The 22,447-nt window shown below is 59.5% G+C and carries 17 protein-coding genes; 5 read left to right on the top strand and 12 right to left on the bottom strand.

Annotated elements, in window-relative coordinates; all coding sequences use genetic code 11:
• Positions 1 to 120 precede the first annotated feature (120 nt).
• The 4 genes from pssA to AUP74_RS07215 all read right to left on the bottom strand — a co-directional run bounded on the left by pssA (position 121) and on the right by AUP74_RS07215 (position 4,427).
• Positions 121 to 1,011 (bottom strand): CDP-diacylglycerol--serine O-phosphatidyltransferase, encoded by an 891-nt coding sequence (gene pssA / locus AUP74_RS07230; protein ID WP_083260859.1) that lies wholly within the window; start codon positions 1,009 to 1,011, stop codon positions 121 to 123.
• Positions 1,012 to 1,135: 124 nt separating this feature from the next.
• A complete protein-coding gene (gene ilvC, locus AUP74_RS07225; protein ID WP_069946989.1) occupies positions 1,136 to 2,161 on the bottom strand; it encodes a ketol-acid reductoisomerase in 1,026 nt (341 codons plus the stop codon).
• 25 nt (positions 2,162 to 2,186) lie between these two features.
• A complete protein-coding gene (gene ilvN / locus AUP74_RS07220; protein WP_069946988.1) occupies positions 2,187 to 2,678 on the bottom strand; it encodes an acetolactate synthase small subunit in 492 nt (163 codons plus the stop codon).
• A gap of 12 nt (positions 2,679 to 2,690) precedes the next feature.
• Positions 2,691 to 4,427, bottom strand: coding sequence for an acetolactate synthase 3 large subunit (locus AUP74_RS07215; RefSeq protein ID WP_069946987.1), 1,737 nt, complete (start codon positions 4,425 to 4,427; stop codon positions 2,691 to 2,693).
• A gap of 500 nt (positions 4,428 to 4,927) precedes the next feature.
• Here AUP74_RS07215 and AUP74_RS07210 point away from each other — a divergent pair, with 500 nt between their 5' ends.
• On the top strand, positions 4,928 to 5,416 hold the full coding sequence (locus tag AUP74_RS07210) for a DUF4124 domain-containing protein (RefSeq protein ID WP_069946986.1): 489 nt from the start codon (positions 4,928 to 4,930) through the stop codon (positions 5,414 to 5,416).
• Positions 5,417 to 5,559: 143 nt separating this feature from the next.
• Here AUP74_RS07210 and AUP74_RS07205 read toward each other — a convergent pair whose 3' ends face one another.
• The 6 genes from AUP74_RS07205 to rluD form a co-directional block, all read right to left on the bottom strand.
• A complete protein-coding gene (locus AUP74_RS07205) occupies positions 5,560 to 6,102 on the bottom strand; it encodes a fasciclin domain-containing protein (RefSeq protein ID WP_083261100.1) in 543 nt (180 codons plus the stop codon).
• Between the two features lie 160 nt (positions 6,103 to 6,262).
• Complete coding sequence (locus AUP74_RS07200; RefSeq protein ID WP_069946985.1) at positions 6,263 to 9,337, bottom strand: efflux RND transporter permease subunit; 3,075 nt, start codon at positions 9,335 to 9,337, stop codon at positions 6,263 to 6,265.
• Between the two features lie 31 nt (positions 9,338 to 9,368).
• A complete protein-coding gene (locus tag AUP74_RS07195) occupies positions 9,369 to 10,508 on the bottom strand; it encodes an efflux RND transporter periplasmic adaptor subunit (RefSeq protein ID WP_226999909.1) in 1,140 nt (379 codons plus the stop codon).
• Positions 10,509 to 10,743: 235 nt separating this feature from the next.
• A complete protein-coding gene (clpB, locus tag AUP74_RS07190; protein ID WP_069946984.1) occupies positions 10,744 to 13,356 on the bottom strand; it encodes an ATP-dependent chaperone ClpB in 2,613 nt (870 codons plus the stop codon).
• A 108-nt stretch (positions 13,357 to 13,464) separates the two neighbouring features.
• A complete protein-coding gene (pgeF, locus tag AUP74_RS07185) occupies positions 13,465 to 14,229 on the bottom strand; it encodes a peptidoglycan editing factor PgeF (RefSeq protein ID WP_069946983.1) in 765 nt (254 codons plus the stop codon).
• An 82-nt stretch (positions 14,230 to 14,311) separates the two neighbouring features.
• Positions 14,312 to 15,268 carry a 23S rRNA pseudouridine(1911/1915/1917) synthase RluD gene (gene rluD / locus AUP74_RS07180; protein ID WP_069946982.1) on the bottom strand — a complete coding sequence of 319 codons (957 nt, stop codon included), beginning with the start codon at positions 15,266 to 15,268 and terminating at the stop codon, positions 14,312 to 14,314.
• A gap of 129 nt (positions 15,269 to 15,397) precedes the next feature.
• Between rluD and AUP74_RS07175 the strand changes: the two genes are divergently transcribed.
• Positions 15,398 to 16,330, top strand: coding sequence for an outer membrane protein assembly factor BamD (locus tag AUP74_RS07175; RefSeq protein WP_145924338.1), 933 nt, complete (start codon positions 15,398 to 15,400; stop codon positions 16,328 to 16,330).
• Positions 16,331 to 16,396: 66 nt separating this feature from the next.
• Here the strand turns inward: AUP74_RS07175 and AUP74_RS07170 are convergent, their stop codons facing one another.
• Positions 16,397 to 18,025, bottom strand: a complete 1,629-nt coding sequence (locus tag AUP74_RS07170; RefSeq protein WP_069948750.1) for an NAD+ synthase — start codon at positions 18,023 to 18,025, stop codon at positions 16,397 to 16,399.
• 99 nt (positions 18,026 to 18,124) lie between these two features.
• Here AUP74_RS07170 and AUP74_RS07165 point away from each other — a divergent pair, with 99 nt between their 5' ends.
• From AUP74_RS07165 to AUP74_RS07155, 3 genes are all read left to right on the top strand, one after another.
• On the top strand, positions 18,125 to 19,723 hold the full coding sequence (locus AUP74_RS07165; RefSeq protein WP_069946980.1) for a two-component system sensor histidine kinase NtrB: 1,599 nt from the start codon (positions 18,125 to 18,127) through the stop codon (positions 19,721 to 19,723).
• 80 nt (positions 19,724 to 19,803) lie between these two features.
• Positions 19,804 to 21,213, top strand: coding sequence for a sigma-54-dependent transcriptional regulator (locus tag AUP74_RS07160; protein ID WP_069946979.1), 1,410 nt, complete (start codon positions 19,804 to 19,806; stop codon positions 21,211 to 21,213).
• A gap of 105 nt (positions 21,214 to 21,318) precedes the next feature.
• Positions 21,319 to 21,915, top strand: a complete 597-nt coding sequence (locus AUP74_RS07155) for a GspH/FimT family pseudopilin (protein WP_069946978.1) — start codon at positions 21,319 to 21,321, stop codon at positions 21,913 to 21,915.
• On the opposite strand, the gene AUP74_RS07150 is transcribed toward AUP74_RS07155, so the two are convergent.
• Positions 21,912 to 22,370 (bottom strand): type IV pilin protein, encoded by a 459-nt coding sequence (locus tag AUP74_RS07150; RefSeq protein ID WP_069946977.1) that lies wholly within the window; start codon positions 22,368 to 22,370, stop codon positions 21,912 to 21,914. The genes AUP74_RS07155 and AUP74_RS07150 overlap by 4 nt on opposite strands.
• Positions 22,371 to 22,447: the final 77 nt, after the last annotated feature.

Raw genomic sequence — 22,447 nt, 5'->3', positions numbered from 1 at the left:
CGCGAGCATTTCCGGAAAGATCCGGCGCGGGAGGAGAGGCCTTGGCCTCGGGCGACAAGTTTCCCTGTCGCCACTTCGTAACTCTAGTATCACAAACCGGGGTTCACCAGCGGACTGGCACTAATTTTGCCCCTGATTGCTGTCGTCAGACTCCTTCTCCGATTCTCCAGCCAAAGCTGAAACCGGCTTTCGCTCCCGGGTCACACGCCAGAACCAGGTGGCCGGACCTGACAGCGTATAAACGACCGCCAGCGCCAGCAGGACCCGAGGCGGGTCGATGGTCACCAAGCTGAAGATCAGAATGACCGCCAGCATCATGACGAAAGGCACACGCCCCTTGAAGTCCAGGGTCTTGAAGCTGGTATAGCGGAAGTTGGACACCATCAGCAGGCCAGCTGCCGCTGTGACAAGCGCTGCCACAATACCAAGCCCCATTCCTACATCCGCATCGTGCCCAGCCCAGACCATGCTGGCGACGATTGCCGCAGCGGTCGGACTGGCCAAGCCGATAAAGACGCCCTTATCCACGGTGCCGACCTGGGTATTGAACCGCGCCAACCGCAAGGCAGCGCAGGCGGCATACAGAAAGGCGGCGGCCCAACCAAGCTTGCCCAGTGGGCCAAGGCCCCAACTGAACACCACCAACGCTGGCGCCAGACCGAAAGACACCATGTCCGACAGGGAGTCGTATTGAACGCCGAAAGCGCTCTGGGTGTCGGTCAGCCGCGCAACCCTGCCATCGAGACCGTCGAGGATCATGGCGGCAAAGATAGCAATAGCAGCGGCCTCGAAATTGCCACCCATGCCGGCAACAATGGCATAGAAGCCACTGAATAATGCACCGGTGGTAATCAGGTTGGGCAACAGGTAGACACCCCGGGCGCGTACTTTTTTGCCGCTCGCAGAGACCTCCTCCTCAACGTGCTCGTCGATGGGTAACCGGATCTCTTCCGCGGAAGTGCGCGCGGCGTCTTCGCTCCGGTCTTTATTCTCTTCCCCTTTGTCGCTCATAGCTTCTCCGTTTATGCATCACGCAACCGGCGAGTGTACAGTGAAGTCCGCGCCCGGGCACAGCCCAAAAAAAAGCGGCGGGGTCGCCCCCGCCGCTTTTCCGATCGAAGATCCAGCACCAGCCTCAGCTGTTGCCCTCGGTCTTGTCGATGATTTTGTTGGCCTTGATCCAGGGCATCATCGCGCGGAGTTTAGCGCCCACCTGCTCGATCTGATGCTCGGCGCCGATACGGCGCTCCGCTTTCAGGCGAGGCTGGCCGGCGAGTGACTCCAGCATGAAGTCCTTGGCGAAGCGCCCCGCCTGAATGTCTTTCAGCACGCGCTGCATTTCCGCCTTGGTCTCTTCGGTAACAATCCGCGGACCCGTGACGTAATCGCCGTACTCGGCGGTATTGGAAATAGAGTAGCGCATATCGGCGATGCCGCCCTGATACATCAGGTCGACAATCAGCTTCAGCTCATGCAGACACTCGAAGTAAGCCATTTCGGGAGCGTAGCCCGCCTCGACCAGCGTTTCGAAGCCAGCGGTAACCAGCGCTGAAACACCACCACACAGGACCGCCTGCTCACCAAACAGGTCAGTCTCAGTCTCCTCGCGGAAGTTGGTCTCGATGATACCGGAACGGCCACCACCATTTGCGGAAGCATAGGAGAGCGCCAGCTCCTTCGCGTTGCCAGAGGCATCCTGATAGACCGCAATCAGCGTCGGCACACCGCCGCCTTCGAGATAGGTGGAGCGCACAGTGTGGCCGGGCCCCTTGGGCGCGATCATGATCACGTCCACATCTTTCGGCGGCTCGATGAGCTCGAAGTGAACATTGAAACCATGGGCAAAGGCCAGGGCCGCACCGGATTTCAGGTTGGGAGCGATTTGCTCACGGTAGATGGCCGCCTGATACTCGTCCGGAGCAAGGATCATCACCACGTCTGCGTCCTTGACCGCATCAGCCACTTCGGCAACACGCAGGCCAGCCTTTTCTGCTTTAGCCCACGAACTGGAACCTTTTCGCAGCCCCACTACCACGTTTTCGACTCCGGAGTCCTTCAGGTTATTGGCGTGGGCATGACCCTGGGAGCCGTAACCGATGATGGCAACGGTTTTCTGCTGGATGATGGACTGGTCGCAATCTTTGTCGTAGTAAACTTGCATTGTTCTATTCCTGTTTATTGCTAAATCAAACACTCAAAACTTTTTCGCCGCGGGCAATCCCCGACACCCCAGAGCGCACCACCTCCATGATGGTGTGTTCACCAAGAGCCAGCAGGAAAGCATCCAGCTTCTCGCTGGTGCCGGCCACCTGAACGGTGTACATGTTGCTGGTGACATCGACGATCTGGCCGCGGAAGATATCCACGCTGCGTTTTACTTCATCACGCTGAGCACCTGTGGCCCGCACCTTTACCAGCAGCAACTCCCGCTCGATATGAGCCCCCTCTGTCAGGTCAACCAGCTTCACCACATCGATCAATTTATTCAGGTTCTTGGTGACCTGCTCGATCTTGTGGTCGTCACCGATGGTGACCAGGGTCAACCGGGACAGGGTGGGATCCTCGGTCGGCGCGACGGTGAGGCTCTCGATGTTGTAGCCACGCTGGGAAAACAGCCCTACAACACGGGACAGCGCGCCGGGTTCGTTCTCCATCAATACTGAAACTATTCTGCGCATCTCGATGATTCCCTAAGTCCGCTCCGTCTTACTCAGCCACATATCCCGCATGGAGCCACTGGGCATCACCTGCATCGGATAGACATGCTCCGATGGATCGACATAAACATCGATAAAGACCGTGCGATCCTTGATCGCAAACGCCTCGCGCAACTTTCCGTACAGCTCGTCACGATGCTGAATCTTCATGCCGAGATGGCCATAGGCCTCCGCCAGCTTGACGAAATCCGGCAAGGATTCTTCATATACGCTATGGGACAAGCGCCCCTCGTATTGCATCTCCTGCCACTGCTTCACCATGCCCAGCGCCTGGTTGTTCAGGCACAGGATCTTCACCGGCAGGTGGTACTGGGTCGCAGTGGACAGCTCCTGGATACACATCTGAATACTGCCTTCGCCGGTGACGCACAGCACCTCGGTATCCGGATGAGCAATCTTCACCCCCAGAGCGGCGGGCAAACCGAACCCCATGGTTCCGAGACCACCGGAATTGATCCAGCGACGCGGCTTGTCGAACAGATAGTACTGAGCTGCAAACATCTGGTGCTGGCCCACGTCAGAGGTGACAAATGCATCCCCCTCTGTGATTTCGTGCACCGCACGGATCACTTCTTGCGGCATCAACATGTCGCCATCCGTGCGGTACCGGGGCGCCGCATAGATGCCATGCCGCTCGCGCCAGTCCTCTATCTGCCGCCACCAGTCAACAATTGCAGACTGGTCCGGCTGCTCATCGGAGGCCCTCAGCATCTCAAGCATATCGCCAAGTACCGACTGCACTGTACCCACGATGGGGACGTCGGCAACGATCGTCTTGGAAATGGAGGCCGGGTCCACATCCACGTGAATGATCTTTGCACCCGGGCAAAACTTATTGGGTGTATTCGTCACGCGATCATCAAAGCGCGCACCTACCGCCAGGATCACATCCGCGTGGTGCATGGCGGTGTTGGCCTCGAATGTGCCATGCATTCCGAGCATGCCGAGGAAGCGGCGATCCGTCCCGGGGTAGGCTCCGAGCCCCATCAGGGTATTGGTAACCGGGAAGTTGAGCAGTTGCGCCAGCTCTGTCAGTTGCTGGGAGCCCTCACCCTGAACCACACCGCCACCGGCATAGATTACCGGGCGCTTGGCCGACAGCAGCAGCGCTATGGCCTTGCGAATCTGCCCGGTATGCCCCTTACCTGCTGGCGTATAGGAACGCATGCGTAATTTTTCCGGATACCGGTACGGAAAGCGGTCCGCCGGGTTGGTGACATCTTTGGGGATATCGACCACTACCGGCCCCGGGCGACCGGTACTGGCAATGTAAAACGCCTTTTTAATCACCGCCGGAATTTCTTCGGCATTCTTGACCAGAAAGCTGTGCTTCACGATCGGGCGCGAGCACCCCACCATATCGGTTTCCTGAAAGGCGTCTTCACCGATCTTGTCGCTGGGTACCTGACCAGAAATCACCACCATGGGAATCGAGTCCATGTAAGCAGTGGCAATGCCGGTAATGGCATTGGTCGCGCCGGGCCCGGAAGTCACCAGCACCACTCCCACCTTGCCGGTAGAGCGGGCGTAACCATCTGCCGCGTGCGTGGCGCCCTGCTCATGGCGCACCAGAACATGCTTGATCTTTTTCTGCCGAAAGATGGCATCATATATATGCAACGCCGACCCACCGGGGTAGCCGAAGATCAGATCTACCCCTTCATCCTGCAGCGCGCGAACCAACATATCGCCGCCGGAGAGTAATTCCACGGGAGCCCCCTAAGTTTTTACGAAAATTAGGACAATCATCACCCGAAAGACCGAAAACCACTGCCCAACGAGGATGTCAGACGCGATTGTAAAGGAAAAAGGTGACGAATATCAGCCTGAAACGCACTTTTCGGACGATTTTTAGGATAACTTCATCGCTCAGCGGGGTGCGTCGATCCCCAGCGGTCGAAACCACTGTGGACTATCAGGCCTCCGGGGGTGGGGAGAGCCGTCTCGACGGATGTTGACGGGCGGTTGGCCCGGTGGAGGCAGGAACCCTGCCCGCCGGTAAGGCGAGCGGACCGCAGGGTGCGCGGCGGTCTCTGCTTGTCGAGGAGGGCCCAGATTCTCCAAACTCAGCGGGAGCTGTCAACCGAAGTACGTCCTTTACCGACACTTTCAAGCCAAAGTGTTAAAGACGTAGTGGGCAAGCTCGCCGGGGCCTGTACAATGGGCACTGACGTCCAACCTAATAAGATCGAATAAGACTGAGGCCTTTCATGCGCACTGCTCTCGCGATGTTCGCAACAGTTACGACACTGACCCTGGCACTGGCCGCCCAAGCCGACGGCATCTACAGATGGGTGGATGAGAATGGCGTGGTGCATTTCGGATCACAACCTCCTCAGTCGGAAAAGCAGGTAGAAGTCGTTCGCAAGCCCAAGTCCGAGCGCTACCGTCAGTGGGAATCCGAGCAGATGGCAACGCAGGCCTCGGTAGAGGGCGAAGCGGAAACTGCAGAGAAAGCGGCAGATAAACCTGCGGAGGCGGCGCCGAATAATCAGGATGCCGAGGTCAAACAGCTTACAAAAGCCGAGATGGCAGTGCGGGCGCAACGCTGTCGTCTGGCGCGCACTAATTTGGAATCACTAACCAGCCACAATCGGGTGCGCGAGATCGGCACCGACGGCAAACAGCGCGTCCTGCCCGAGGAAGAGCGCCAGGCCCGCATTGCCCGCGCCAGAAGCATCATCGCCGAAAACTGCTAAATCCGGATACAGACCAGCCGCTGGCTTGCAGCGGCAGCTCCCTCTCCTAACGATCCGGCACTCCCCACGCGACCCAATAAGTTCTTCCTTGCATAAAAAAGGCGACCCCGTAGAGTCGCCTTTGTGCATGACCGACAACCAACTCATTTCTTCGTCGGCATCAGCACGCCATCAATAACATGTACCACACCATTGGAATTCATGATATCAGCCTGAATTACCGTGGCCGTGTTCCCTTTGGTATCGGTAACCATGACTTTGCCGCCATCGACCTTCAGGGTCAGCTCCTCACCCTGCACCGTAGCAACTTTGGCATGCCCTCCACCTTTCTTGGTCAGCTCCATGACGACTTCCGCGGTGGCTTTGCCGGGTAGCACGTGATAACCAAGAATCTTTTGCAGCTTGCCCTTGTTTTCCGGCTTGAGAAGCATATCCACGGTACCGGCCGGGAGTGCAGCGAAGGCATCATTCGTCGGCGCAAATACGGTAAAGGGACCCTCGCTATTCAGCGTATCTACCAGCTCCGCAGCCTTGACTGCCGCCACCAGAGTAGACAATTGATCGGCACCGGCGGCATTCTGCGCGATCGTTTTACTTTCATCTGCCTGCAGGGATCCGCAGTACAGGGCTGCCAGCATCATTGGTGCCAGCACAAATCGAGAAAAAAAGAATTGCAGTGAACGCATGATTGCACCTCCACAGTAGAACCCAAACTTCATCGGGAGGAAGATACCCCCAGACAGGATTGAGCTGCCCGGCAGTATAGGGTCGGCCCACTGGCACCAACAGGGATTCGCGTATAACCCTTCAACAGCACAGATTCCTGGCCTCTGTCGATATTCGTATTCAGACCCTAGCCGCCTCCTCGGCGTACTGGTCGTAGTCACGTCCCAGATAGGAGTACATGGCGGGCACAACAAATATTGTGAACAGGGTGCCGATCGTCATTCCCGTGGCCACCACCAGCCCCATGGCAAAGCGGGCTCCACCACCGGGGCCTGCGGCGACCAGTAGCGGCACCATCGCCAGCACCAGGGAAGCAGTGGTCATCAGAATCGGACGCAGGCGAATCGCCGCTGCCATCTCGATGGCTTCGCGCTTGCCATGGCCGTCCTGCTGCAGCTTGTTGGCGAACTCCACAATCAGAATGCCGTGCTTGGAGATCACTCCGATCAGGGTCACCAGCCCCACCTGGGTATAAATATTCATCGTGGTGAATCCGAGGCTGACAAAGATCATCGCCCCGCAAACGCTCATGGGCACGGTCACCAGCATGATGAGCGGGTCGCGCCAGGACTCGAACTGAGCGGCCAGCACCAGGTAAATGACGATCAGGGCAAAAAAGAAAGTGAGGACCAGTTCCGAGCCCTCGGCCTTGTACTGGCGGGACTGCCCCGAGTAATCGACGGAGTAACCCGCAGGCAGGATCTCCGTTGCCGCACTCTCGAGCATGCCCAGGGCTTCGCCGAGGGTAATACCGGGACGGGGAACACCGGAAATGGTGACGGCATTCAACTGCTGGAAACGCTTCAGCTGCTGCGGCTCAACGGTTTCCCGCAGGTTTACCAGCGTGGACATCGGCACCAGTTGACCGTTGCCGGCGCGAATATAATATTGTTTCAACTGCTCTCCGGTCAGCCGCTCCCGGCGTACCACCTGGGGGATCACCTTGTAGCTACGGTTGTCGAGGGAGAAGCGATTCACATACGCCCCCGACATCATAGCCCCCAGCTCCCGACTGATTTCCGCCATGGTGACGCCGATCGAGGCCGCCTTGTCCCGGTTGATGGTGACCGCCAACTTGGGTTTGTCGATCTTCAGATCCGAATCCAGAAAGATAAACTTGCGGCTGGCCAGCGCCCTGCCCATGATTTCATCGGCAAAGCCGGCCAGGTTTTCCATCGGCTCGGTAGAGCCGATCACAAATTCCACCGGCAGGTTACCACCGGCGGTGGGCAGACTGGGTGGCACCACCACTGCCACCTTGAGCCCTGCGATTTGCGTCACCTCTTCACTGATGATCTCCTGCATCTCCTGAGTGCCCTTTTTGCGCTTATTCCAGGAGTCCAGCACGAAGCCGGCGATAGCACTGTTGGTAGCATTGGCAGCACCGCCAACACCATTCAGCAGGAAGAGATTTTCCACTTCCGGATGACGCTCGGCGATCACATCCAGCTCGCGGGTGAAGAGCTCCAGATAATCCAGCGTGGCGTAGGCGTCGGCAGAGGAAATTGTCAGCACAAAGCCGCGATCCTCGTCCGGCTCCAGCTCCGCCGGGCTGGTAATAAACAGGAAGTAACAACTGGTGATGACGATCAAGCCGAACACCAGGATTACGAACCGATAATCTAGTGCACTGTGCAGGCGGCGTTGGTAGCCCTCCTGCAGGCGATCAAATCGCTTCCCCAGCCACCGCTCAAGCCGCGATCCGCCTTCCTCACTATGGGGACGAAGAATTTTTGATGCCATCATCGGTGACAGGGTCAGGGCCACGACGCCGGACAGGAGCACTGCCCCGGCCAGGGAAAAGGCAAACTCCAGAAACAGCGTGCCGGTGAGTCCGCCGAGAAAGCCGATAGGTAGATAAACCGCGATCAGGGTCGTTGTCATCGCCACCACTGGCCAGGCAAGCTCCCTCGCTCCCACGATGGCGGCCTCATTCGGGCTCATCCCCTCTTCGATATGCCGGTGCACGTTTTCCAGAACGATAATGGCATCGTCAACAACAATGCCGATGGCCAGCACCATCGCCAACAGGGTCAGTAAGTTGATGGAAAATCCCATCAGCAACATCAGAAACAATGCGCCAATCAGTGACAGGGGAACGGCCACCGCCGGAATGACAACACTGCGCAAAGAGCCGAGGAACAGGTAGATCACCACGATGACAATCAGTACCGCCTCGACAATGGTCTTGATCACCTCATTGATGGAGTCCTGGATATACTCGGTGCTGTCGTAGGGAATCTCGCCAATCATGCCCTGGGGCAACTGCGGAAAGATTTCCCCCTCCAGCTTTTTCCGTACCGTGCGGATCACCTCCAGCGCATTGGCATCCGGAGCCACCTCGACGGCAATAAAGGTGGCCGATCGTCCGTTAAATGTGACCGAACTCTCGTAGGACTCGGAGCCCAGTTCAACCTCGGCAATGTCCTGCAAGCGAATGATTCGATCGCCATCAGAGCGCACTACCAGCTGCCGGAATGCCTCTTCGGTGGCGATATCGGTATCGGCTGAAATTTCCACGGTCACCATGGTGCCCTTGGTACTGCCGACCGCGGAAAGCACATTGTTGACCCGCAACGCGGCACTCACATCGCCCGGTGTCACCCCGAAGGCTGCCATGTCCGCTGGTCGCAGCCAGATACGCATGGCAAAGGTGCGATTGCCAAGCAACCGCGCCCGCTGTACGCCCGGGATGGTGGAGAGCTTGGGTTGCACCACGCGGGTCAGGTAATCGGTGATCTGGTTGTTATCCAGTAACTCGGATGAGAACGATAGGTACATGGCGGCCACGGTCTGGCCGATGGCCATATCCACAGTGGAGTCTTCGGATTCCTCCGGTAGCTCGCTGCGTAGCTTGTTGACCTTGGCCACCACCTGGGTGAGCACTTCGTTGGCGTTATAGCCGAGGCGCACGTAGGCCTGAATCGTGGACAGCCCCTGTACGCTGGTGGATACCATGTAATCGATGCCGTCGGCGGTCGCCACCTCCTGCTCAAGGGGCGTGGTGATGAATCCCTGCACCAGATCAGCATCTGCGCCCACGTAAACAGTACTGACGGTGATGACCGCATTTTCCAGCTCGGGGTATTCCCGCACATTGAGCTCTGTTGCAGCGCGCAGGCCCAGCAGCAACAGGAACAGACTCACCACCGTGGCCAGTACCGGTTTGCGAATAAAGATCTCGGTAAAGTTCACCCGCGCTTCCCTAGCTGCATCTGGTCATCCGTCATCGATTCGCCGGGTTGGGGTCGCTCTTCGCTGGTGGCGTGTTTTCATTGTTGATCGATACGGCACCCTCGTTGCGCAGTTTCAGCAGCCCGCTGGTCGCCACCTGCTGACCGGCTTCCACCCCCTTAAGGATCTCCACCAGATCGCCGCGCTCTTCTCCGGTTTGCACGACCCGGCGGTAGGCCACAAGTCCCTCTCCCTCAGGCGATTTCTCCAACACAAAAACTGAATTGCCGTAAGGCGCAAACCGGATGGCGGTGCGAGGCACCACCTGCACACTGCGCTCTGCGGCAAGCCCTAGGGTGACATCAGCGTACATGCCGGGCCGCAGCTTCTGCGCGTCATTCGGCAAGGTGGCCTGGACAAGGAAATTGCGACTCTCACTGTCCACGCGGGGATCAATCGCGGTGATCTTGCCGGGGAAGCGGGTTTCTGGATACGCACCGGTGCGGACAGAGACAACCTGCCCGATCTTCAGGCGCGCAAAGTGTTGCTCCGGGAGCGAGAAATCGGCATAAATGGGCGCCAGTTGCTGGAGGGATACCACCGCATCGCCGGGACTGACATTCTGCCCCAGATCCACCATACGAATTCCCAGCTGGCCGGAAAACGGTGCTGTCACCCGCCGCTCGGCCACGGTAGCGCGCTGCACCTCAATACTGGCGAGCACCTGCTCCAGGGTACTCAGGGCGTCATCGAGCTCCGCATCGGTGGTCACACCACGACCATGCAACTTCTTGATCCGCTCATGATCCCGGCGCGCCAGTTGCAGCTCCGCCTCCAGCACCTTGAGCTGCGCCCGCTCAGGCTCAGCGGCGAGCTCCACCAGTAGAGCCCCTCGCTGCACCGTTTCTCCGGACTCGAAATAGATTCGGCTGACCACCCCCTGGGCCTGGGTGGTGACGTCCACACCATTGACCGCCCGCAGTGTGCCCACTGCCGTCAGCTGCTCCTGCCAGGTCTGCATCTCTACCATCGCCGAAGTGACCGTGGCCGGTGGCAGGGCCATGGTGTCAAAGGCACGATTCATCATCATTTTGCCGAACATCTTGAAGGCAAAAATACCGCCGAACAGCAGCAGGCAACCGAGCAGCATCAGCAGCATGGGCTTGTTGAATACTCGGTTTTTTGCCGCCACTCGAAATCCCGTTTCTTATCTACCACTGTTCGCCGGACGCCTCGTAATCCCGAGCGCACCGTCGCTCTCAGCATAGGCAATCACCAGCTACGGCAGCGCTCCACCGGCACCGGTAAGCGATAAAGAGGAGTGAGAACTTAAGAAAGGATAATTGCTGCGCCCTGACAGCCAGCACCAAACCGCGGAAGGAGAGAAAGGAAAAGGCGGCGAGGAGTTACCCGCCGCCCCCAGGGGCTCAGGTGCGGAATACCGCCTTGTCGCCCTCGACTCCGGCGTGAATGGTATCACCGGGAGCAAACTTACCGGCCAGAACTTCCTGGGCCAGCGGGTTTTCTAGCCACATCTGGATGGCACGCTTCAGCGGACGGGCGCCGTAGACCGGATCAAAACCCACCTCGGAAAGCTTATTCAACAGCTCATCAGAGATTTCCAGATTGAGATCCCGGTCGGCCAAGCGCCGACGGAGATGATCCAGCTGGATTTCGGCGATCTCGCGCACCTGCTCGCGACCCAGCGGATGGAAGACCACCACCTCGTCGATACGGTTGATGAATTCCGGCCGGAAATGATCACCGACCACCTCCATCACAGCGCTCTTCATCTGCTGGTAGCGAATCTCGCTGTCCAGCTCATCCTCTTCCTTGGCACTGGCGTATTTCTGGATCAGGTCCGAGCCCAGATTGGACGTCATTACTACCACCGTGTTGCGGAAGTCCACCGTACGGCCCTGACCATCGGTGAGACGCCCGTCTTCCAGCACCTGCAGCAGGATATTGAAGACATCGGGGTGGGCTTTCTCCACCTCGTCCATCAGGATGACCGAGTAGGGTTTGCGGCGCACTGCCTCGGTTAAATAGCCGCCCTCCTCGTAACCCACATAGCCTGGAGGCGCGCCGATCAGGCGTGCGACGGAATGCTTCTCCATAAACTCCGACATGTCGATCCGCACCATCGCGTCCTCTGTGTCGAACAGGAACTGGGCCAGCGCCTTGCACAGTTCCGTCTTGCCCACACCGGTGGGGCCGAGGAACAGGAAAGAGCCGTTGGGCCGGTTCGGGTCGGCAAGGCCGGCACGGGAACGGCGTACGGCGTTCGAGACCGCATTCACCGCTTCGTCCTGGCCGATGACGCGGGTGTGGAGTGCCTCTTCCATGCGCAGCAGTTTCTCGCGCTCACCCTCGAGCATTTTCGACACCGGGATACCGGTCCAGCGGGAGACCACTTCCGCCACTTCCTCGTCGGTGACGCGGTTGCGTAACAGGCGCGGCTCTTCCGCGGCCTCGGTATCAGCGGTGGACGCCGCCTGCAGCTGCTGTTCCAGCTGAGGGATCACCCCGTACTGGAGTTCGGACATACGGGTGAGGTCACCGGCACGGCGCGCCGCCTCCATATCCAGCTTGGCCTGCTCCAGTTTTTCCTTGATATCGTGACTGCCGGCGAGCTGGGCCTTTTCCGCTTTCCAGACCTCATCCAGATCGGCGTATTCTTTCTCGATCTGGTTGATGTCCTCTTCCAGCTTGGCGAGACGTTTCTGCGCCGCCTCATCATCCTTGTCTTTCTTGACCGCTTCGCGCTCGATCTTGAGCTGGATCAGCCGGCGTTCCAGCTTGTCCATTGCCTCCGGTTTGGAGTCGATTTCCATACGGATGCGGCTGGCCGCCTCATCGATCAAATCGATGGCCTTGTCCGGCAACTGCCGATCGGTAATGTAACGCTGGGAGAGCCGGGTGGCGGCAATGATTGCCGAATCGGTGATATCCACGCCGTGGTGCACTTCGTAGCGCTCTTTCAATCCGCGCAGGATGGCGATGGTGTCTTCCTCGGTGGGCTCATCCACCAATACTTTCTGGAAGCGGCGCTCCAGTGCGGCATCTTTTTCGATGTATTTGCGGTATTCGTCCAGGGTGGTTGCACCCACACAGTGCAGCTCCCCGCGCGCCAAAGCCGGCTTCAGCATATTGCCGGCGTCCATGGCGCCCTCCGCCTTGCCTGCGCCGACCATGGTGTGCAGCTCGTCGATAAACAGGATGACACGTCCCTCCTGCTTGGACAGCTCGTTGAGCACCGCTTTCAGGCGCTCCTCGAATTCACCACGGAACTTGGCCCCGGCCAGCAGGGCACCGAGGTCCAGCGACAGCAGGCGCTTGTCCTTCAGGCCCTCGGGTACTTCGCCGTTAACGATACGCTGGGCAAGGCCCTCGACGATGGCGGTTTTGCCCACGCCCGGCTCACCAATCAGCACCGGATTGTTCTTGGTGCGGCGCTGCAATACCTGAATGGTGCGACGGATTTCATCGTCGCGACCGATCACCGGATCCAGCTTGCCAGCCACGGCGCGCTCGGTCAGGTCCATGGTGTATTTGTCCAGCGCCTGGCGTGCATCTTCGGCAGAAGGATCATCAACCTTTTCACTGCCGCGCACTTTTTTGATGGCCTCCTCCAGCTGTTTTACATCGCCATTGGCGCGCAGGATTTTTGCCACCTCGCCAGCCGCCGAATCGAAGGCCGCCAGCAGCACGGTTTCACTGGCAATAAAGGAGTCGCCATTCTGTTGGGCCTTTTTGTCGGCGAGATTGAAAAGGCGCACCAGCTCCTGCGACATGCCCACATCGCCGGTGGGTGAGCTGATGGTCGGCAGTGCATCGAGGCGTTTGGCCAGGTCGTTACGCAGGCCGTTCAGGTTGAAACCGGCCTGGGACAGGAAGGCGGGCACACTGCCATTGTTCTGGTTAAGCAGTGCCTGCAGGAGATGTTCGGGGTAAATCTGGTTGTGGTCGCGGCCGACAGCGATCGACTGCGCATCGGCAATCGCTGACTGGAGCGGGTTGGTCATACGGTCTATGCGCACGGAAAAATCCTCTTACAGTTTGATGCGACAGCACAGCTTCTGAGTCTAGTTACAGATGTGTGGCCGGTTGAGGCTTTTTCAATACGCGACGTGTGGACTTTCGGCTGGTCAGGACTCCAGCCAGATCAGGGAAGCCATACGGCCGGTGGTTTTATCACGGCGGTAGGAGTAAAAGTTTTCAGCGTCAGAGACCGTGCAGCGATCACCGCCATACACGTCGCTGACACCGAGACTTTCCAGCTCGGCCCGGGCCAACCCGTAGATATCGGCGAGAAAGTGCAGGGGTTTCTGTGAGTGCGGACGGAAGCATTGCGCCATTTTTTCGGCGTGCTCCGCATTCTGGGCACTTTCAAAAAAAGCCTCGAGCACATCAACACCGGTCTCGAAAGCGTCAGGGCCAATTGCCGGCCCCAGCCAGGCCAGCAGGTTCTCGGGGCTGCTGTCGAGGGCAGCTACCGTGTTGCGCACCACGCCTCCGGCGAGTCCGCGCCAGCCGGCGTGCACTGCAGCCACCTGCGTTCCCTCCCGATCGCAGAGCAGCACTGGCAGACAGTCTGCCGTCAGTACTGCGCAAACCACTCCCTGACTGCCGGTAAAGCCGGCGTCGGCAGTCCGTACCACGTCGTCAGCGTGTGCTTCCACTACTTTGTCGCTGTGAATCTGCTCCAGCCACTGGGGCTCCGAGGGCAGCTGCAGCTCCTGTCGAAGCTGTTGGCGGTTGGCAGATACCGCAGCCTCGTTGTCGCCGACGTGGTTGCCCAGATTGAAAGACTGGTAAGGACCCTCACTGTGACCGCCGCCGCGCAGGGTGACAGCCGCACGGACTCTGGCAGGGGCGGGCCAGTCCGGGAACAGATAGTGATCGGGGGCCATGATGTCTCCTGAGATCGCGGCACTGACAGAAAATGACGCGATGAATTAAATGTGGGCCTTGCTGATACCCCAGGCCGGGCATTCAGCCTGCCCGTAACCTCTCCAGCAAGTTCAGCATATCCTCCGGCATCGCTGCACTCCAGCTCAGCGTCTCCCCGGTTTCCGGGTGCTGCAGTGACAGCTCGGCGGCATGTAGCGCCTGGCGTGGAAACGATTGCAACGTCTCGACTAATTCCGGGGAGGCGCCGGCGGGCAGGCGGCCGCGCCCGCCGTAGAGCGGATCCCCGACCAGCGGATGGCGGATATGCGCCATATGGACCCGGATCTGATGGGTGCGGCCGGTCTCCAGCTGACAGCGCAGCAGGGTATGCGCTGCGAAACGCTCCACCACCCGATAGTGCGTCACCGCCTCTTTGGCCCCGGCGGCGCCGGCGGACAGTACCGCCATCTTCAGGCGGTTCTGTCGATGTCGACCGATCGGGGCATCGACGGTACCTCCTGCGGTCATGGCCCCCTGGGCCACTGCATCATAAAGGCGGCTGACAGAGCGCTCCTTGAGCTGGTCAACCAGGTTTGCCTGGGCAGTCAATGTCTTGGCCACCACCATCAGGCCACTGGTGTCCTTGTCCAGCCGATGCACGATGCCGGCACGGGGAATATTTTGCAGCGCTGGGCAGTGGTACAGCAGGCCGTTCAACAGGGTGCCGTCGGGATTCCCCGCTGCCGGATGCACGACCAGCCCTGCGGGCTTGTTGATCACCAGCAGGCTGCCGTCCTCGTAAACCACGTCCAGGGACAGGTCCTCGGCCTGCCACTCCCCCTGCGGCTCCAGTTCGGCACGCAGGACAAGCTGCTCACCGCCGAACAGCTTGTCCTTGGGTTTGGCGCGGCGCCCGTTGACGGTCAGTTCACCGCTCTTGATCCAGCCCTGCAGGCGGGCGCGGGAATACTCGGGAATTAATTCCGCTGCTACCTGGTCCAACCTGTGACCGGCCAGGTGGGCAGGTACTAAGATGTCCACTTGAATCTGTTCGGTCATACACTGGGCCTTCGGGCACGAAAACTTTGGGCAGATCCGCGACTGTGGTTAAATGTCGGGCCGCCCCGGGATGAACGGATGGCGCGTAGTTTAATAAGGTAGAGAGTAATAATGATAGAGCGAGGCACTATGCAGGCCTGGAAAACCCTGTGGTTGGTGGTGATGTCCGCAATCGTGGTCGCCTGTGCCAGTACCGACGAGTCAGAAGAGGGCCTGCCTTCCGGCAGCCGCACCGAGCAGGCTTTCTACGAAGCCGCCCAGCGTCAGCTGCGTTCCAGCCAGTGGGACCTGGCGATCAAGAACCTGCGCGCCCTGGAAGACAACTTCCCCTTCGGCAGCTACGCGGAACAGGCACAGCTGGAACTGATCTACGCCTACTACCGCAACTATGAGAACGATGCCGCCATCGCCTCTGCGGACCGCTTCATCCGCCTGCACCCCCAGCACCGCAATGTGGATTATGCCTACTACATGAAAGGCCTGGCCTCATTCACCGAAGGCACCGGGCTGTTTGAGCGCTTCCTGCCGACCGATATGACGCGCCGCGACCCGGGCTCCGCCCGCGAGTCATTTGCCTACTTTGCCCAGCTGATGGCCCGATTCCCCGAGAGCCGCTACGCACCGGATGCGCAAAAGCGCATGATCCACCTGCGCAACCTGCTGGCCCGCTACGAGATTCATGTGGCCAACTATTACTTCAAGCGCGGCGCTTATCTGGCCGCCACCAACCGCGGCCGCTATGTAGTGGAAAACTTCCAGCAGACCCCGGCCGTACCGGATGCGCTGGCCGTGATGGTACAGGGCTACCACCTGCTGGAAATGCCCGACCTGGAGGCCAACTCCCTGACCGTCCTGCAGGCCAACTATCCGGATCACCCGGCATTTCGCAATGACGGCAGCTTCAACTACAACTATTACAAGGGCGCCAGCGGCCGCAGCATCGTGCACCGTCTGACGCTGGGCCTGTTCGAGAAGTCTGACCCCCGCGGCTTCGACAGCCGGGATCAGTACAATGTGGAATACCGCCGCGAAGATGCGCCTCTACCGCCGGAGCTGATGTAACCCCGCTCCCGCACCAACAATAAAAAACGGCGCCTGATGGCGCCGTTTTTTATTGTTCTCAGAAAATCACTCCCCGGCCTTCCAGCCATTGGTGATCGGGTAGCGCCGATCGCGACCGAAGCCACGGCGGGAGATACGCACCCCGACCGCCGACTGGCGGCGCTTGTATTCATTGCGGTCCACCAACCGGACCACCCGCTCGACCACCTCACGCTCGAAGCCCGCGGCCACGATATCGGCTGCGCTCATATCCTGGTCCACATACAGATTCAGGATCTGGTCCAGCACGTCGTAATCCGGCAGGCTGTCGGAGTCCACCTGGTCCGGTGCCAGCTCGGCGCTGGGTGGCCGGGTAATCACGGTCTCCGGAATCACTTCGGAGAGGGTATTCCGGTAACGGGAGAGGGCATAGACCAGCGTCTTCGGCACATCTTTCAGGGCGTTGTAGCCCCCCACCATATCGCCATACAGGGTGGCATAGCCCACCGCCATCTCACTCTTGTTACCGGTGGTCAGCACCATGGCCCCTTTCTTGTTGGAGATGGCCATCAACAGCACGCCGCGGGAGCGCGCCTGCAGGTTTTCCTCGGTGGTATCCCGTGCCATTCCCTCGAACTCGCTCGCCAGGGCAGCCATAAAGGCATCGAAGATGGGCTCGATACTGATCACCCGGTAGTTGACGCCGAGGCGCTCGGCCTGATCCGCGGCGTCATTGCGGCTCAGCTCGGAGGTGTAGCGGAACGGCATCATCACTGCCTCCACACGCTCCTTGCCGAGCGCGTCGACCGCGATGGCCAGAGTCAAAGCCGAGTCGATGCCGCCAGAAAGGCCCAGGACGACGCCGTTGAAACCATTCTTGTTAACGTAGTCCCGCACCCCCAGCACCAGTGCCTGGTACACAGAGGCGAGATCCTCCTGAGCCGGGGTAATCGCCCCTGAGTGCAGGGTCACCGCCCCGCCCTTCTGCTCCACCTGGAGAGGCAGCAGCTGTTCGGTGAACTCCGGCGCGCGAACAGCGAGCTTGCCCTGACTGTCGACGGCGAAGGAACCACCGTCAAACACCAGCTCATCCTGACCGCCCACCCAGTTGACGTATACGATGGGCATATTGCCCGCGCGTGCCTGCGCCCCGAGCAGTTCCAGCCGCTCCTGCGCCTTGCCACGGTGGAAGGGAGAAGCATTGATATTGAGCATCAGCTTTGCGCCCGCTGCCGCAGCCTGGGCCACAGGCTGCGGATGCCAGATGTCCTCGCAAATGGTGATGGCCGTCGGAATGCCAGCAATATCTACCACACAGGGTTTGTCACCGGCGACGAAGTAACGCAGCTCGTCGAACACCTGGTAGTTCGGCAGCTTCTGCTTGGCATACTCAACCACCAGCTCGCCGTCTACCAGCAGCCCCGCCATATTGAAGACGGCCCCGGCCACAACCCGCGGGTAACCAATCAGTACAGCGCAGGGCAGCTCCGCGGCTTTCAGCTGCGCCAGCGCGGCGTCGATGCGCCGCTGCATGCTCGGCCGTAGCAGCAGATCCTCCGGCGGGTATCCGCAAAGCGTCAGTTCAGGGAAAACCACCAGATCGGCACCGTGTTTCCGATAGGCCTCGCGGGCGCTATCGATCACCCGCTCGGTATTGCCGGGAATGTCCCCCACCAGGGAATTGATTTGTGCCAGCACTAGCTGCAAAGTAGACATCTTCTCACCTCGGTCCATACAGACCGCAATTGTACCGCGAGCCGGACAAAGTCAGCACCGGCCGTCAGAATAACGACAAAAAATTCCGGGATTCACCCTGTGAACAGCACAGCCCCCGCCGCCAGCGGCCTGACCCTGCAACATCATGAGCTGTTGCGCATCTACGCCTATTACCGGGTCGCCATTGCGCTGATACTGCTCGGCATCTTCAACTCGGAGTTCGGTCGCGGTGCCGTGGGCAATTCTGCCCCGGCCATCTACCTGAAGACCGTGGTGAGCTATTGCGCCCTCAACCTGGGCTGGCTCCTCTACCTGAGCCGCAATCACTACCGCACAAGTACCGGCCAGGTTGGTGTCATTCTCGGCTGCGACATCCTCGCATTCCTGATTCTGATTCAGGCCAGCGGCGGACTGAACTCCGGACTCGGTTACCTGCTACTGATCAACTGCTCTGTGGGTTCGATGCTGCTGGATCGACGCATGGGGGCTTTCTTTGCCGCCGTCGCCAGTATGGCGGTCATCGGCCAGCAGCTTTACGGACTGCTCGCCGGGATTGCCGACACCCAGGACATCGTCTCTGCCGGCAGCCTCGGCATTTTGCTGTTTGCCACGGTCAGCGCGCTACAGTATCTGTCCGGCCGCATTCGCAGTGCTACGCTCCGCGCGGATCAGCAGAGCCGCCAAGCGGCGCACTTACAGCGCCTGGCACAACAGATCGTGGAACGGATGCGCACCGGCGTACTGGTACTGGACCCCTCTAACAAGCCGGAACTGGTCAACCGTGCAGCGCAACAGTTGCTCGGGGAGCGGCTCCAAGCAGGTGCTGACGGCCAAAATGCACTGCATAAACTGGTGCGCGACTGGCGCAAGGATCCGTCCCTCGGCACCCCGCTGCTGCAGGGAGAAAATGGCAGTGAACTGCGCGTGAATTTCACTAACCTGCCGCGGGAACAGGGCAATAGCACATTGTTGTTTGTGGAGGACACCCGCAAGCTGGCTGAAGCGGCACAAAAGCTCAAGCTGGCCTCCCTGGGCCACCTCACCGGCTCCATCGCCCACGAGATCCGCAATCCGCTCGGCGCCATCAGTCACGCCGCCCAGTTACTGTCCGAATCACCCCAGCTCAGCGACGAGGACCGTCACCTGGTCGATATCATCTGCCGCCACAGCCTGCGCGTGAACCAGATCGTGGAGAACGTGATGCAGCTGTCGCGCCGCCAGCCGGCGGAACCGCGCCTGCTGGACCTGGGTCTATGGACCGAGCGGTTTGTGGCCGACTTCCGCGCTGGGGCGCCGGCAGACACCACTATCGAACTGGAAATGCCCAACGAGGAGATCCCGGCTCGATTCGACGCACAGCAACTGGCGCAGATCGTTACCAACCTCTGTAATAACGCCCTGCACCACTCCCGGGAGAATTGCGGACATCGTTGGCTCGGCCTTGAGGTCTACCGGCACCCGCAAAGAGACTGCGCAGTCCTCGACATCAGCGATCAGGGGCCAGGGGTACCACCGGAGCACATGGACCAGATCTTCGAGCCATTTTTCACCACCGGCCAGGGCGGCAGCGGCCTTGGCCTCTACATTGCCCGGGAGCTTAGCGAGGCCAACCAGATCAACCTCTACCACTGCCGCGACCGCTACGACAGGAGCTGCTTCCGGGTCGAGTTCGCGCCCGTGGAAAGCATCGTTCACTAACCGACAGAGGCCACCAAATCCGGCGGCTTCTCTGTCATAATCGGGCAATCTCAGGAAGCAAAAATAAAAGTACTGGAACCATGCAACCACTGGCACTGGTCGTCGACGACGAGCCGGATATCTGTGAGCTCCTGACGCTGACCCTGCAGCGGATGGATGTGCGCTGCCATACCGCCGCCACCCTGGAGCAGGCCCGCCGCTTGCTGGCGGAGCACCGCTACCACTTCTGCCTCACCGACATGCGCCTGCCCGACGGGGATGGCCTGGAGCTCGTTGAACGGATCCAGCGAGATCTGGACGGCCAGCTGCCAATTGCAGTCATCACCGCCCACGGCAATACCGATACCGCCATCAACGCCCTGAAGTTGGGCGCCTTCGACTTTGTCAGCAAGCCGGTGGACCTGGAGCGACTCCGCGGCCTCGTACAATTGGCATTGCGACTCAACCGTGAGCGCGACGACCAGAGCGCCACTTCCGCTCCTCGTCTTCTGCTGGGCGAGGCGCCTGCGATGCGCAAACTGCGCGCGCAGATTGCCAAGGTGGCCCGTAGTGACGCACCGATTTATATCAGTGGCGAGTCCGGCTCCGGCAAAGAGCTGGCAGCGCGCTCCATTCACCTGCAGGGTCCCCGGGCCGAGCAACCATTCGTGGCCGTCAACTGTGGGGCGATTCCCACTGAGCTGATGGAGAGTGAATTCTTCGGCCACAAGAAAGGCAGCTTTACTGGCGCCCACCGGGACAAGCCGGGCCTGTTCCAGAGCGCCGCCGGCGGTACGCTGTTTCTGGATGAAGTTGCAGACCTGCCGCTGCCGATGCAGGTCAAACTGCTGCGAACCATCCAGGAGAAAGCGGTGCGTCCCATTGGCGCGGGCCAGGAGGTTCCGGTGGACGTGCGGATTCTGTGCGCCACCCATAAAGACCTGTCACAGGAAGTCATCGAGGGACGGTTCCGCAACGACCTCTACTACCGTATCAACGTCATCGAGATTCAGGTACCCGCACTGCGGGAACGCGCCGGCGATATCCCACTGCTGGCGGACACCATCCTGCGACGCATCGCTCGCGCCGCAGGCTCGCCTCCACCAGAGTTGGCCCCCGCCGCTCTCGGCGCATTGCAGCGCTACCGCTTCCCCGGCAATGTGCGCCAGCTGGAAAACATTCTCGAACGGGCCTTCACCCTGTGTGACGAGGGCCTCATTCGCGAGGAGGACCTGAACCTGGAGCAGGATGCCGGCCCCTCTTCCGCAGTCAACCCCGTCAGCCGCTCCCCTCGGGCCGAGGCAATCGCTGACTCCCATGAGCAGTACCGGGGCCAGTTTGAAACCGGCCACTACGGTTCACTGGATGAGTTCCTGGAGAGCATTGAACGGCAGACGATCGAAAGTACGCTGCAGGAAACCCGCTGGAACCGCACTGCTGCCGCGCAGAAGCTGGGTATCAGTTTTCGGTCGCTGCGCTACCGACTAAAGAAGCTTGGCCTCGAAGATTAACCACCCGCTGCTTACATCTGATACGCACGTGCTGTAAGCGCGTGTGATTGGCTTCTGCACCCGAATGATTATGCTGGAGTTCCCTCACGGACGGAGGACTCCATAATGAAAAAAATAATAAAAAATATTCGAGGATTCACATTAATTGAGCTGATGCTAGTGATGACGATCCTCGGTGTAGTGATCTCTCTCGCCGCACCACCGATGAGTGATTTTCTCAAACGCTACCAGGCCGAAATTCAGCGACAAAAGCTTTTCGAGCTGATCGCCCTCAGCCGGGGCAAAGCCTATGGTCATGGCGAAATCTACACACTCTGCGGCAGCGCAGATCGACAGACCTGCAGCGAAGCCTGGGCCGACGGGGCCCTACTTTTCGTTGATAGCGATGGTGATGGTTCCCGAAGCAGTGACGAGAAGATTGAGAGAGTGATGGAGCCTCTACCAGCAGGTTCGTCTCTCACCTGGAGCAGCTTCGGCAACAAGTCCTATTTGCAGTTCCGTCCGAACGGATTGACGAGAAACCAGAGTGGTAATTTCAGTTACTGCCCGCCTGACGGCAACGAGCAGCAAGGCTGGATTATCGTGCTGAATGCGATGGGACGCCCCTATTTCGGCAGGGACAAAGATGGGAATAGCGTCGTGGAGAATGGCAGCGGCGCAAACCTGTCGTGCACCGCTACCATAGGAGCTGGGGCAGGTTAACTACAGGTCTTGTTCCAGCAGAGATCACTGGCCTCAGTCAGGTCACTGTCGTTATCACGATCCCAGACTTTCTCACCGCTAGAGGAGAGCTGCACGATTCCATCAGGTGCCTGGCTACCTTTTGGTTGCGCCTGTAACGTGTAAGAAGAGCCATCTGCTGCAGTAATACGCAGGTCATACGTTTTATTACCACCATCCAGAGGAGACTCTGTCGGGAAGATCTGCGGCGCCCCAGTGTCGGCGTCAGCAGTCGCGGCCCCCTCATAAGTACCATTCTCAGTAAAGTGCCGCTCCATCGCCTGCGCCAGCCCCAGCAAGGCACCCTGCGCGTCAGCGCGATTAGTCGAACGCACCTGATTCTGGTACGACGGCCAGGCAACAGCCGCGAGGATGGCAACGATCGCTACAACGATCATCAGTTCGATCAGGGTAAAGCCACGCTGTATTTTTATCATCTTTGATGTCTACCATTTTCCATGTTGCAACGGGCCACCACAGCAGCCCGCGCTCTGAATACCTGATGCCGGCAACG

The sequence above is a fragment of the Microbulbifer aggregans genome, assembly GCF_001750105.1.
GTDB lineage: Bacteria > Pseudomonadota > Gammaproteobacteria > Pseudomonadales > Cellvibrionaceae > Microbulbifer > Microbulbifer aggregans.
This window is presented reverse-complemented; position numbering and strand designations above follow the sequence as displayed.